This is a genomic window from Paraburkholderia gardini (assembly GCF_907164545.1).
GTDB classification, from domain to species: domain Bacteria; phylum Pseudomonadota; class Gammaproteobacteria; order Burkholderiales; family Burkholderiaceae; genus Paraburkholderia; species Paraburkholderia gardini.
In genome coordinates this window covers 1-13,747 of the sequence record NZ_CAJQZB010000028.1, presented here as the reverse complement: position 1 = coordinate 13,747, position 13,747 = coordinate 1, and the positions used below count along the sequence as shown (strand labels likewise).

Below are 13,747 nucleotides of genomic sequence, written 5' to 3'. Positions count from 1 at the left end.
GCGACTCCGGTAACCAGGATCTGTCCATGTCCGAAAACGCACGCGTTTCCGGACAACTCACGCCGACGCCGCAGACGCTCGAACTCACATTAGCCGAAGCGATCGCGCACTACGAGGCGGATCGTCTGGCCGAAGCGCAGACGCTCTTTCGCCGCGTGCTCGCGATCGATCCGGAGCACGCCGACGCGATGCACCTGCTTGGCCTCGTCGCGAATCGTCAAGGGCAGTACGAGACGGCCACCGAGCTGATCATGGCGGCAATCACGCGCAAGCCGCAGGCGCTGTACTACTTCAACCTCGGCAACGTGATGCAGTCGAACAACCGGCCGGCTGCTGCCGCCGAGTGCTTCCGGCAGGCCATCGCGATGAAGCCGGATCACATCGACGCGCACAACAACCTCGGCAATGCATTGCGCGCGCTAAAAAAACACGAGGCGGCGGTGCAGTCGTTCTGCAACGCGATCAACCTGGCGCCGGAGCACGCGCAGGCTTACAACAATCTCGCGAATACGCTGATGGAACTCGGCGAACTCGACGCAGCCATCGAGGCGTATCGCAGCGCGATCGCGCTGCGTCCAGATTTTGCCGAGCCGCACAGCAACCTGCTGTTCGCGCTGAACTACCTTGCCAGCACGACGCCGCGGCAATACCTCGATGAAGCGCTCCGCTTCGCCGCGCAGATCCGCACGCAGGCGAAACCGTGGAAGGACTGGCTGGTCGATCTCGCGCCGCGCACAGCACGCGCACTGCGTGTCGGCATCGTGTCGGGTGATCTGAAAAGGCATCCGGTGGGCTATTTCATCGAAAGCGTCGTGGCCGAACTCGATCCGGCGCGGATCGAGCTCATCGCGTATCCGACGCGCACACTCGAAGACGACCTGACCGCGCGCATCAAGCCGCGTTTCAGCGCGTGGACGAGCATCGCCGGCATGAGCGACGAAACCGCCGCGCGGCGCATCCGCGACGATCGCATCGACGTGCTGCTCGATGGCGCCGGTCACACGATCTACAACCGTCTGCCGCTCTTCGCATGGAAGCCCGCGCCGGTGCAGGTGAGCTGGCCTGGCTTTTTCGCGAGCACGGGTCTCGACACGATCGACTACGTGCTCGGCGACCGTCACGTGTTGCCGGTCGAAGAAGAAGCGCATTTCGTCGAAAAGCCTTGGCGGCTGCCGGACAGCTACCTGTGCTTCACGCCACCGCGGGACGACGCGAAAGTCGGCGCGCTGCCGATGCTGGCTAACGGCTACGTCACGTACGGCTGCTTCGGCCAGTTGACGAAGATTACCGATCACGTCGTCGCGTTGTGGGCGCGTCTGCTGCACGCGGTGCCGGACGCGAAGCTGTTTTTGAAGGCGGGGCAACTCGATACGGCGCACGTTCACGAAACGACGTTGCGTCGCTTCGCGGCACATCGCATCGACGCGTCGCGTCTGATTCTCGAAGGCCGCTCGCCGCGCGCGGAGTATCTGGCCGCATACAACCGCGTCGATATCGCGCTGAGTCCATTTCCATATCCCGGCGGCACGACGACAGCCGAAGCGCTGTGGATGGGCGTGCCGGTGCTGTGCCGTCGCGGCGACCGTTTCCTGTCGCACATCTGCGAAAGCTTCCTGCATTCGGCGGGCCTCGACACATGGATCGCCGCCGACGACGAAGACTATCTCGCCCGCGCCATTGCATTTGCCGCTGACGGCGCCAGCCTCGCCGCGCTGCGCGCCGGCCTGCGCGAGCGGGTGGTCGCGTCGCCGCTGTGCGATGCGCCGCGTTTTGCCCGGAATCTCGAAGCCGCCTTGCATGGCATGTGGGCGCAACACCTTACCGCTGTCGTGGAGATCGCAGAATGAATAACCAGTCCGCCCTGATTACCGGCGGTGCCGGCTTCGTTGGCTCGCATCTGTGCGATCGCCTCGTCGCCTCCGGCTTCGACGTGATGTGCGTCGACAACTTTCACACGGGCAGCAAGCAGAACATCCAGCATCTGATCGGCCGCGTGAACTTCGAGCTGATCCGTCACGATGTGTGGCTGCCGCTGTACGTCGAAGCGGACCGCGTGTTCAACATGGCGTGTCCCGCGAGCCCGGTGCATTACCAGAGCGATCCCGTCTCGACCGTGAAGACGGCCGTGCTCGGCGCGATCAACATGCTCGGCCTCGCGAAGCGCTGCGGCGCGCGCATCCTGCAGGCGTCCACGAGCGAAGTCTACGGCGACGCGCAGCAGCATCCGCAACAGGAGAGCTACTGGGGCAACGTGAACCCGACCGGCCCGCGAGCCTGTTACGACGAAGGCAAGCGCTGCGCCGAAACGCTCTTCTTCGATTACCACCGTCAGCACGGCGTCGATATCCGCGTCGTGCGGATCTTCAACACGTACGGCCCGCGGATGCGCCCGGACGACGGCCGCGTCGTGTCGAACTTCATCATGCAGGCGCTGCGCGGTGACCCGATCACGCTGTACGGCGACGGCGGCCAGACGCGCTCATTCTGCTATGTCGACGATCTCGTGGAAGGTCTGCTGAGGATGATGGATCAGAACGAGGAAACCGGTCCGGTCAATATCGGTAATCCGTCTGAAATCACGATCCGCGATCTCGCGGAAACGGTGCTGCGGCTGACGGGTTCGAAGAGCCGCATCGAGTATCGTCCGTTGCCGCAGGACGATCCCATTCAACGACGGCCCGACATCACAAAGGCACGCCAGCATCTCGACTGGCAGCCTGGCGTCGGCCTGGAAGACGGTCTGAAAGAAACGATCGCCTACTTCAAACACCTGGTGAAATCATGAGTCTTGATCTTGTGGGGACGACCTGTCCCGTTTGCGCCCACTCGGTCGCGGCGCGCTTCTTTCCGGCGGGCGCACAGACGCTCGCGACGCTCGCCTGGCCCGCATCGGCTGAAGCGGCGCGTGCGTTGCCACGTCATGCGCAGGATTTCGTGCAATGCCCGTCGTGCTCCCATGTGTGGAACCACAAGTTTCATTACGACGCGATTCCATACGAAAGCAACCCGAACCGCATGTTCAACAGCGGCGGCATCTGGAAAGGTCACCTCGCTGATACGCGCGACGTGCTGCTGAATCATCTGCCGGCCGCGCCGCTCGTCGTCGAGATCGGCTGCGGTGAGGGTCACTTCGTGCGCGGCCTCGCGCAGGCGCGCGAGGCCGGCCGCTTTATCGGCTTCGATCCGAACGCGAGCCCGGAGACCGGCAAGGGCGTCGAGTTTCATGCGCGTCTGTTCGATCCGCTCGTCGACATGAGCGCGTTCGCACCGGATGCGATTGTGATCCGTCACGTCCTGGAACATCTCACCGAACCGGCGAAGCTGATCGAGCAGCTCGCGTGGGGCGCGGCGATGCAAGGCCCGGAAGGAAAGGATTGCTGGCTGTTCGCCGAAGTGCCGTGTATCGACCGCGTCTTTGAAACGAATCGCCTTGCCGACTTCTTCTACGAACACGTATCGCATTTCACGACCGAATCGTTCCGCACGTTGATGTCGCGTGCGGGTGAGATCGTCGCGCTTGAACATGGCTACGACGGTGAAGTCGTTTATGCACTGGTCAAGCTCGGCGTGCCGGCGCAGGCGCGCACGCGCACCGAAGCAGCAATGCGTTTCGCCGCGGGTACCGTGAAAAGCCGCGAGACGATCGCGCAGCAACTATCGGGCCTCGCGGCTTCGGGCAAGCGCGTCGCGATCTGGGGTGGAACCGGCAAGGCGGCGGCCTTCATCCACCAGTTCGGCGCGGACGCAGTGCGCTTTCCTCTGGTTGTGGATTCCGATCCGCACAAGGCCGGCACGTACGTGCCGGGCACCGGCCAGAAGATCGAATTCCGCGACGTGCTGAAGTCGTCCGGCGTCGACGTCATCGTGATTCCAACGCAATGGCGTGCGCGCGACATCATCGCGGAAATGTCCCGCGAAGGTATCGCTGTGCAAAGCGTGATGATCGAGCACAACGGCGCGCTGGTGGATTTCGGCGCTGAATCGCATCCGTATTGATTGAACCGGGCGACGCGCGATGCGTCGCCCTTGCTGACGCACGAGCCCAGATACATGCAGAACAACTCCCAATTTCTCGCGAACGCACTGGCACATCATCAGGTGGGCCAGCTCGCCGAAGCGCGGGCGCTGTACGGACGGATCCTGCAGACCGAGCCGGGCAATCCGGACGCGCTGCATTTTCTGGGGCTGCTCGCGTGTCAGCTGGGTCAGCACGATGTGGGTCTTGGGCTGATGGAACAGTCGATCGCAGCGCATCCGAACGCAACCTACTACAACAACATCGGCAACATGCTGGGCCAGAACGGCCGTCTCGCGGACGCAATCGAAGCTTACCGTCGCGCGGTCGCGCTCAAGCCAGACTATCCCGAGGCGCACAACAACCTCGGCAACGCACTGCGCGAGGCGAGGCAGCCCGAGGCGGCGGTAGAGAGCTGTGCGCGGGCCATTGCGGAGCGCCCAGGTTACGCGGAAGCGCACAACAATCTCGGTAACGCGCAGCAGGATATGGGCGAGCTGGAGGCGGCAGCGGCGAGCTACGGTGAGGCGATTCGCCTTAACCCGGATTACGCCGAGGCGCACAACAACCTCGGCAACGCGCTTCGCGCGCAGGACAAAACGGACGATGCGATAGCGAGCTATCGCACGGCAGTCGCGTTAAAGCATGATCTGCGGATTGCACATCACAGTCTCGGTCTGTTGCTGAAAGCGCGTGGCGAACCGGAAGAGGCGATCAGAAGCCTGCGCCACGCGCTGGATCCGACCGACGCGGACGCGCACAACAGCATCGGCACTGTCCTGCGCGACATTGGCGATCTGGACGCCGCGCTCACGCACTTCGACACGGCGATCGCACTGCGGCCGGATTTTGCCGAAGCGCATTGCAATCGTGGCGGCGTGCTGCGACGGCAGAGCCGGTTCGAGGAATCGGTGGAAAGCTGTATCCGCGCGATCGAACTCGCGCCGACGCTCGCCGAGGCGTACAACAGCCTTGGCATCGCGTACTACGGTCTCGACCGGCTCGAAGCGGCCACGCTGAGTTACAGACACGCGATCGAACTCGACCCGAATAACGCGGATGCGTTTCACAACCTTGGCGTCGTTCTGCTGAAGCACGACAAGCCTTACGAAGCGCTGGAAAGCTGCCACAAGGCGCTTGAGCTCGCCGACGTCTCCGCGCCGATGTACATCAGTCTTGGCGACATCCTGCGCGCACTTGGCGATCTCGATGGCGCAATCGACGCCTATCTGAAAGCGTTGCCGCTCGATCCCGATCCGGTTCAGACGTATAACCGTCTGTTGTTCAGTCTGGCGGGCTCCGCGAAGTTCGATACCGACACCTATCTGAAGCATGCGCGCCGCTTCGGTGAATTGATGTCGATGGGCGTGAAACCATATGCGCACAAACCGTCGCATGACGGCTCGCGCCTGCGCGTCGGCATCGTGTCGGGCGATCTGCGCGCGCATCCGGCGGGCATTTTCCTGGAAAGCGTGTTCCGGTATGTGAACCCGGCGCGTGTGGAGCTGATCGCCTACGCGACCTATACGCTCGAGGACGAAGTCACCGCGCGTCTCAAGCCGCACTTCAGCACATGGCGCGTGCTGGACGGACTGAAAACAGAAGAAGCGGCACGCGTGATCCGTGACGACAACATCGACGTGCTGGTGGATCTGTCGGGCCACACGGCGTACACGGGACTGCCGATTTTCGCGTGGAAACCGGCACCGGTTCAGGTGAGCTACCTCGGCTTCTTTGCTTCGACGGGCAGCGAGTCGATCGATTACTTCCTCGGCGACCGATACGTGCTGCCGCCGGGTGAGGAAGCACAATTCGTCGAAAAGCCGTGGCGCTTGCCGGACAGCTATCTGTGCTTCACGCCGCCTGTGGACGATGTGAAGATCGGCCCGCTGCCGATGCTTGCAAACGGCGGCACGGTGACGTTCGGCTGCTTTGGCAAGCTGATGAAGGTCAGCGACGAAGTCGTCGCGCTGTGGTCCCGTCTGTTGCATGCAGTGCCGGGTTCGCGGCTGTTCCTGAAATCGCATGGGCTCGACACGAAGGGTGCACAGCTCACTACTTTCCGGCGTTTCGCCGCGCACGGTATCGATGAGTCGCGATTGATCCTCCAGGGCGCGTCAAGGCGAGTGGAGTATCTCTCGACGTACAACCAGGTCGATATCGTGCTGAGCCCGTTTCCCTATCCGGGTGGCACGACGACAGCGGAAGGACTGTGGATGGGCGTACCGGTGCTCTGCATGAAGGGCGACCGATTCCTGACGCACATCTGCGAAAGCCTGCTGCAGACCGCGAATCTCGCAGACTGGATCGCCGTCGACGAGGAAGACTATCTCGCCCGGGCGATTGCCTTCGCGTCCGATCCATCGATGCTGGCTGCGATGCGCGCGGGGCTTCGCGAACATGTGCTGGCGTCGCCGTTGTGCGACGCGCCGCGTTTCGCGAGGAATCTCGAGGACGCGTTTCATGGCATGTGGAAGCAATATGCCGATGATGTCATGGCAACAACACTCGCTACGGATTGACCGGTCATGCAAGACAATCTTTCACTTCTCGCGACAGCGCTTGCACACCATCAAACAGGGCAGCTGACCGAAGCGCGGGCGTTGTACGGCCAGATCCTGCAGGTCGAGCCGGATAACGCAGACGCGCTCCATTTTCTGGGGTTGCTGGCGTGTCAGCTGAATCAGCACGAGGCCGGTTTCGTCCTGATCGAACAGTCGATTGCGATGCACCCCAACGCGATCTACTTCAACAACCTCGGCAACGTGCAGCGCGAGAAGGGCCGGCTTGAGGACGCAATCGCCAGTTATCGGCAGGCCATGACGCTCAAACCCGATTATCCAGAAGCGCACAACAACCTGGGCAATGCACTGCGCGAGGCGAAACAGCTGGAGGCGTCGATACAGAGTTGTGCACAGGCTATCGCGCTACGTCCAGGTTACGCAGAAGCGTACAACAATCTCGGCAATGCGCTGCTGGACATGGGCGAACTCGATGCGGCCGTGGAGACGTACGGAAAGGCGATCGAATATCGTCCGGACTATGCTGAGGCGCACAACAACCTCGGCAACGCGCTTCGTGGACTTCAAAGGCCGGATGCAGCAATCGCGAGTTATCGCATGGCGGTCGAACTGAGGCCTGATTTGCGCGTCGCGCATCAGAGTCTGGGTCTGATGCTGAAAGCGCGTGGCGACCTGGACGGCGCGGTCAGCAGTCTGCGCCGCGCGCTGGACCTGACCGATGCAGCGGCCCACAACAGCCTTGGCGCCATGCTTTGCGACGCGGGTGATCTGGACGCCGCACTCACGCACTTCGACCAGGCGATCGCGTTGAAGCCGGATCTGGCGGACGCGCATTGCAATCGCGCCGGCGTGCTGAGGCGACTGGGCAGGTTTAACGAATCGGTGCAAAGCTGTACTCGAGCCATCGAATACGCGCCGTCGCTCGCCGAGGCCTATAACGTTCTCGGCGGCGCGTACTTTGGTTTGAAAAAATTCGAAGCCGCAGCGTCAGGTTACCGGCACGCGACGGAACTCGATCCAGGCAACGCCGAGGCGCATCATAACCTCGCCTGGGCATTGATGATGCTCGAGAAGCCGGACGAAGCGCTGACGAGTTGCCGCCGTGCACTGTTTCTGGCTAATAACGACGCGCGAATGTTCCTCACGCTTGGCGAAATCCTGCGTGCTGTGGGCGATCTCAACGGCGGCCTCGCGGCCTATCGCAACGCGCGCGACCTTGATCCAGGACTCGACGCCGCGCATCAGGGCGTAATTTTCAGTTCGGCAAGCGCAGCGTGTTCATCTGCGGAAACGCTGAAAATCGATGCGCGCAGGTATGGAGAACATGTGGCCGCGCGGGCGCAACCTTTCCGTCATCGCGCAAAGCGGCCTGCCGGTCCGCTGCGAGTCGGGTTCGTTTCAGGCGATCTGAAAACGCACCCGGTCGCGGTATTCCTCGAAACCGCACTCGAGCATCTCAACCCGGCACGCGTCGAGTTGATCGCATATGCGGCCCAGGTATCGGAAGACGCGACGACAGCGCGACTGAAGCCGTACTTCACCGCGTGGCGCGACATCACTGCGATGACTGAGCAGGATGTCGCCCACCGGATCCACGCGGACGGCGTTCACATCCTGCTGGATCTGTCTGGCTACACGTCGTTCAACCGGTTGTCGGTCTTCGCGTGGAAGCCTGCGCCGGTGCAGGTAACGTGGCTCGGGTTCTTCGCAACGACGGGGATCGAAGCGATTGACTACATTCTCGGCGACCGGCACGTGCTGCCGGTTGAAGAGGAATCTCACTTCGTCGAAAAGCCCTGGCGGCTACCTGACAGTTACCTCTGCTTCACTCCGCCGCAGCGGGATATCGCCATCGGACCGCTGCCGATGCTTGCAAACGGTGCCGTGACGTTCGGTTGCCTGAACAGTCTCAGCAAGATCGGCGATGACGTTGTTGCGCTCTGGTCGCGCGTGCTGCATGCGGCTGCAGGTTCGCGTCTGTTGCTGAAGGCCCCGCAACTCGATCAGCAGCTTCTGCGCGACAGCATTTCGGCACGTTTCGCGCGCCACGGTGTTGCCGCGGAGCGTCTCATTCTCGTCGGCGCTACGCCACGCGACATGCATCTCGACATGTTCAATCAGGTCGATATCGCGCTCGATCCTTTTCCCTACCCGGGTGGTACGACGAGCGTCGAAGGGCTGTGGATGGGCGTACCTGTGCTGACGCGGCGTGGCGATCGTTTCCTGTCGCATGTAGGCGAAAGCATTCTGAATACGGTGGGATTGCCGCAGTGGGTCGCCGCGGATGATGACGACTACGTCGCGAAGGCGATCTCGTTCGCGGCAGATCGCACAAGCCTCGGCGCGTTGCGTGCAGGCTTGCGTGAGCGACTGCTGGCATCGCCGCTGTGTGATGCGCCGCGCTTCGCGCGCAACCTCGAAGACGCGTTCGCGGCGATGTGGAATACGTATGCTTCGGACGGTTCCACTGGCTGACGGAAATCGTCGCCGGCTATGATGCAATGAAATCGCGGCAGCATCGGGACGAAAAAAAAGCCGCAAGTGCGGCTTTCCGAAGCAACTCAAAGATCCCGCATTTGTCATGCGGTGTTCGTTGTATTCCCTTGTTTTATTCTTTGCGCCGTCCGGTCACGGCTTTTGCCGCCTTAAAGCATGCCCGTCGTGTGATACAGACGGACCGCCTTGATGCGCCCGATCGCCGCGCTGTGCTGCGAGGCGATCCGGTCCGATCCAGTTTTCGCCTGTTCCGTGATCGCGACGTCGATGCGCTGGATCGTGCGAATCTTATCGAGTGCCTCCGGCGTCTGCGTGGGGCTCAGCGACATCAGGAGCGGCGAGCGTTCTTCGACGAGCGCGGCGGCGCGCAGCCAGTCACCTTCAACGGCTGCGGCTTCGATTGCCTGGCTCAGGTCGAGCGCGCGGTCCAGCGGTTCGTCTGCCATACGTTCCATTCCTGATGTCGACGTCATTGCGCGGGCTTACTTATTGGTCGCGAGCGCACCCGCGCTGCTTGTTCCGCCGAAGAGCTGTGTGAGGTACTGCGTGTTGTTCTGCATCTGCGACATCAGCGTGTTCAGCGCGGTGAACTGCGCGTTGTATTGCGCGGTCAGGGTGGTCTGATAATCCGTCAACGCCGTCGCCTGATCCGAAAGGTTCGACAGGTCGCTGTTCAGCGAAGCGGTGCGCTGGTCGATCGTGCCGCTCGACTGGACGTACGTGTTCACGAACGAATTCAGCGTCGTGCCGATGCCGTTCGTTGTGTTGAACAGTCCGGCAAGCGCCGGGCTGTTGGAGGTCGCGGCTGCCGTGAGCGTACTCTGGTCGACGGCCATCGTGCCATCCGGTTGCAGGTCGATGCCGATCGACGAGAGACTGAATGTGTTGCCACCCGTTGTTACGCCGCCGCTGATCAGGTTGGCAAGACCGTTGTTGATCTGGTTGAGCATCGAGTCGCCCAGCAGCGGACCGGCCGTCGCTGAGGTCGTGTCGTAGCCGGACAGGCCAGCAGCCGTGGTGACATAGTTGTTGTACGCCGTCACGAAGTCGTTGATTGCCTTCGTGGTTGCGGTCGGATCGGTTGCAACCGTCACGGTCTGCGGCGTGCCGATGGCGGCCGCCGACAGGACGAGCGTCACACCGCTCAGCGCGTTCGTCACGGTGTTGCTGGCGCTGGTCACGGCATTGCCGTCGATGGTGAACTGCGCGTCCTGACCCGTCGTCACCGTCGTGTAACCGGAGGAATTCAGTTTGGAACTGAGGCCGCTGCCTGCCGTCACCGAGACCGTGTTAGCAGCACCCGTCGCCGTCGACTGGATGACCAGATGCTGTCCATCCGCCGCCGTGATGACCGACGCCGACACACCCGGATTATTCGACGAGCTGTTGATCGCGCTCGCGATGTCCGACAGCGACTGGCCCGACGTCACGTTGAGCGACATCGTGCCGGTGCTGCCGAGACCGATGGTCAGCGTGCCGCTGCCGATCGTGTCGCTACTGGTGAACGCCTGCGAAGAAATCTTGTTGGCCGTCGCTACTTGCGTTACGTTGACCGTGTAGTTGCCGGCGACCGCACCGGTGGTCGTCGTTGCAGTGAGCGCGCTGCTGCTGACGGTTGCGGCGACGCTCGACAGCGTCGAGCCGTCTGCCAGGCCGCTCAGTGTGGTTTGCAGCGACGAAAGTGCCGATTTGAGCGAGCCAATGGCCGACACTTCGGTATTGTCGAGCGACTGTTTGTTCACAATCGTCGCGTTTTGACCGGCTGTTTTCGCAGTAACGAGAGCTGACACGAGCGAGTTGACATCGAGCGTCGACTTGGTCGAACCGCTGATGATGGACTGGGCCGCCTGCGCTAGCAGACTGGTTACGTCGGTAGTAGATGAGGACGCCGTCGTGGTCATACGGATGCTCCGTTCGTCGATGCGAAAAAAGTCAGGTCAATGATACTGAAGCGTAGAAACGGGTTGTGGGAGGCGAGCCTCCCACGGGTCCAACCTGTATTCCTTGCGGGAGCCGCGTATGGCTGCGGCTCCCGCAATGCGACGCCGTAGCGCACGCCGTGCTTCAGTCAGTCTTACTGGAGAAGCTTCAGAACCTGTTGCGGCAGCGAGTTTGCCTGAGCCAGCACCGAGATACCAGCTTGTTGCAGCACTTGAGCCTTCGACAGGTTCGCCGTTTCCGTCGCGAAGTCCGCGTCGGTGATCTGCGAACGCGCTGCGCTCATGTTCGTCGCTTGCGTGGTCGTCGTCGTGATGGCGGCCGTCATCGTGTTTTGCGTTGCGCCGAGCGTTGCCTGGAAGGTATTGACGCTTGCCAGTGCCGCGTCGATCGAGGTCATTGCCGTTTGTGCCAGTGCTGCCGTCGAAACGCTCAGCGTGGTCAGGCCGAGGCCGCCTGCGTTCCACACCGTCGTACCGAACGATGCGGTGATCTGCTGGCCCGCGAACGCGCCGATCTGGAACGTCACGCTACCGGCGTTCGACAGAACTGCCTTGCCGTTGAACGTCGTTTGTGCAGCAACACGCGTGATTTCCGTCAGACGCGCCTGAACTTCCGAATCCAGGTTGGAGAGGGCCGACGAATCCAGCGAGCCGTCGCCTGCTTCCACTGCCAGCTGGCGGATACGTTGCAGGTTGTCGACTGTCGATTGCAGTGCGCCGTTGGTCGTTTGCACCATCGACACTGCGTTGTTCGCGTTTGCGGCGCCCTGGGTCAGCGCGTTGATCGACGCCGTTTGCGACGTTGCAATTGCGTTACCTGCTGCATCGTCAGCAGCCGTGTTCACGCGCTTGCCCGACGACAGACGGTTGATGGCTTGCGCCAGAGCGCTTTGCGAGCCCGACAGATTGTTCTGTGCCGTCAGCGACAGAATGTTGGTGTTGATATTCAGCATTTGCTTCCTCGTTTGGAAAACGCCATGTAATTAGGCTGGTTCGGGTTCGGCGTAGCGCGTTTGACGAGTGGCGCTGCCCGCCTTTCCTGGTTGTCGGCGGCGCGCGAACAAAACTTTAGGGGCTGGAGAGAAAAGAGGGAGGGAACGGGCCCGCCCGAGGCCAGGAAAAACCCCGGAGAGCGCCTCCCTGTGCGGATCCGCGAGACGGCGTATGCTTGTCGGTCCGGATGCATTTCCCCTGGGAGAAGTCATGCAAAAACGCAATATCGGCACGTCGCAGGTACAGGTCGCACCGCTGGTTTTCGGCGGAAACGTGTTCGGCTGGTCCGCCGACGAAGCCACTTCGTTCTCGATTCTCGACGCCTTCGTTGACGCCGGGCTCGACTTCATCGATACCGCCGACGTCTATTCGGCCTGGGTGCCGGGGCACGAGGGCGGCGAATCGGAAACCATCATCGGCAAGTGGCTGAAGCAGGGCGGAAGGCGCGACAAGGTCGTGCTCGCGACCAAGGTGGGCATGCTCGGTGCGCGAAAAGGACTGTCAGGCGGCAACATCCAGGCCGCAGTCGAAGATTCGCTGCGTCGCCTTCAAACCGATTACATCGATGTGTATTTTTCGCATCTCGACGACGCGGAAACGCCGCTCGCCGAGACGCTCGGCGCCTACCAGCGCCTGATCGAGGCGGGCAAGGTGCGGGTGATCGGCGCCTCCAACTACAGCGGCGCGCGAGTTGAAGAAGCGCTCGCGGTCGCGCAGCAGAACGGCTTGCCGAAGTATCAGCTGCTCCAGCCGGAATACAACCTGTATGATCGCGCTCCGTACGAAACAGAGATCGAGCCGGTTGCGCTTGCACACCGGCTGGGTGTCGTGACGTATTACAGTCTTGCGAGCGGCTTTCTGTCGGGCAAATACCGGTCGAAGGCGGACCTCGGGAAAAGCAGCGCTCGCGGCAGCCGGGTCGAAAAATACCTGGACGAGCGCGGCCTTGGCATCCTGAAGGCGCTCGACGAAGTCGCCGGACGGCATGACAGCACGCCCGCCACGGTGGCACTGGCGTGGCTGATAGCGCGTCCGGGCGTGACCGCGCCGATTGCCAGCGCGACCTCGGTCGGCCAGTTGAAAAGCCTTGTCGCGGCAGTTCATCTGAGGCTCACGGACGCCGATATCCGCCGTCTGAACGACGCAAGTGCCTGAACGCATTCGTGAAAGTCATGGTGGGCACGAGTTTTTCCTGATATCATCGGGAGTGAATTGAGATCTTTGCCTGTTTCGTGGTCGATTTGTAGTTGAACGTCGGCGGTGAACCGGGCATCAGACGCGGCGCTGTTTATGCGTCTGCCCGCGTTCTCGCGGTGAACTCCCCACCTCTCTTTTCTGGCCTCCGTGGCCGCTTTGCCTCTCGTTTTCGTCCATGGTTTCGTTTGCCTGTTATTGGCCATGAATCGAAACGACCGGAGTGCCGGCGCGTGAGCGGGTTGCCGCCACGCAATCAACCGTATCAAGCGATTTAGTTAGGAATTACATGACGACGATTCTTCTGAAAGAAAACGAGCCGTTCGAAGTGGCGATCCGCCGCTTTCGTCGCGCAATCGAAAAGAATGGCCTGATCGCCGAGCTGCGTGAACGCCAATCGTACGAAAAGCCGACGACGGCACGTAAGCGCAAGAAGGCTGCTGCTGTGAAGCGCCTGCACAAGCGCCTGCGTAGCCAGCAACTGCCGAAAAAGCTGCACTAAGCACGCTTTCACGCACGGCCAGACGGGGGGGGGGGGGTGTTTATATTGAGAGACACCCGGGGGTTTTTTTGAGGCGGCGGAAGCA

Annotated in this window: 10 protein-coding genes; 7 read left to right on the top strand and 3 right to left on the bottom strand. The window is 61.8% G+C overall.

The annotated features are described in order from the left end of the window. The first annotated feature begins 26 nt into the window (after nucleotides 1–26). From LPA37_RS18925 to LPA37_RS18905, 5 genes are read left to right on the top strand one after another with little or no spacing between them, the layout of a single operon-like run. On the top strand, nucleotides 27–1,847 hold the full coding sequence (locus LPA37_RS18925; protein ID WP_228978525.1) for an O-linked N-acetylglucosamine transferase, SPINDLY family protein: 1,821 nt from the start codon (nucleotides 27–29) through the stop codon (nucleotides 1,845–1,847). Then, nucleotides 1,844–2,785: a UDP-glucuronic acid decarboxylase family protein gene (locus tag LPA37_RS18920; RefSeq protein ID WP_228978523.1), complete on the top strand. Its 942-nt coding sequence runs from the start codon at nucleotides 1,844–1,846 to the stop codon at nucleotides 2,783–2,785. The genes LPA37_RS18925 and LPA37_RS18920 overlap by 4 nt, the downstream gene beginning before the upstream one ends. After that, complete coding sequence (locus tag LPA37_RS18915) at nucleotides 2,782–3,996, top strand: class I SAM-dependent methyltransferase (RefSeq protein ID WP_229013334.1); 1,215 nt, start codon at nucleotides 2,782–2,784, stop codon at nucleotides 3,994–3,996. Before LPA37_RS18920 ends, LPA37_RS18915 begins: the two co-directional genes overlap by 4 nt. Nucleotides 3,997–4,050: 54 nt before the next feature. Next, on the top strand, nucleotides 4,051–6,537 hold the full coding sequence (locus LPA37_RS18910; RefSeq protein WP_229013333.1) for a tetratricopeptide repeat protein: 2,487 nt from the start codon (nucleotides 4,051–4,053) through the stop codon (nucleotides 6,535–6,537). Between the two features lie 6 nt (nucleotides 6,538–6,543). After that, entirely contained in the window at nucleotides 6,544–9,012 is a 2,469-nt protein-coding gene (locus LPA37_RS18905; protein WP_229013332.1) for a tetratricopeptide repeat protein, read from the top strand. A 170-nt stretch (nucleotides 9,013–9,182) separates the two neighbouring features. On the opposite strand, the gene LPA37_RS18900 is transcribed toward LPA37_RS18905, so the two are convergent. The 3 genes from LPA37_RS18900 to LPA37_RS18890 all read right to left on the bottom strand — a co-directional run bounded on the left by LPA37_RS18900 (nucleotide 9,183) and on the right by LPA37_RS18890 (nucleotide 11,926). Next, nucleotides 9,183–9,479 (bottom strand): flagellar protein FliT, encoded by a 297-nt coding sequence (locus LPA37_RS18900; RefSeq protein ID WP_228978517.1) that lies wholly within the window; start codon nucleotides 9,477–9,479, stop codon nucleotides 9,183–9,185. Nucleotides 9,480–9,515: 36 nt separating this feature from the next. Next, nucleotides 9,516–10,934: a flagellar filament capping protein FliD gene (gene fliD / locus LPA37_RS18895; protein WP_229013331.1), complete on the bottom strand. Its 1,419-nt coding sequence runs from the start codon at nucleotides 10,932–10,934 to the stop codon at nucleotides 9,516–9,518. Between the two features lie 173 nt (nucleotides 10,935–11,107). Continuing rightward, nucleotides 11,108–11,926 carry a flagellin domain-containing protein gene (locus tag LPA37_RS18890; protein WP_228978512.1) on the bottom strand — a complete coding sequence of 273 codons (819 nt, stop codon included), beginning with the start codon at nucleotides 11,924–11,926 and terminating at the stop codon, nucleotides 11,108–11,110. A 250-nt stretch (nucleotides 11,927–12,176) separates the two neighbouring features. Here LPA37_RS18890 and LPA37_RS18885 point away from each other — a divergent pair, with 250 nt between their 5' ends. Together LPA37_RS18885 and rpsU are read left to right on the top strand one after the other, a co-directional pair. After that, nucleotides 12,177–13,121, top strand: a complete 945-nt coding sequence (locus LPA37_RS18885) for an aldo/keto reductase (RefSeq protein ID WP_228978510.1) — start codon at nucleotides 12,177–12,179, stop codon at nucleotides 13,119–13,121. Between the two features lie 328 nt (nucleotides 13,122–13,449). Further along, nucleotides 13,450–13,662 carry a 30S ribosomal protein S21 gene (rpsU, locus tag LPA37_RS18880; protein ID WP_074262890.1) on the top strand — a complete coding sequence of 71 codons (213 nt, stop codon included), beginning with the start codon at nucleotides 13,450–13,452 and terminating at the stop codon, nucleotides 13,660–13,662. Nucleotides 13,663–13,747 lie beyond the last annotated feature (85 nt).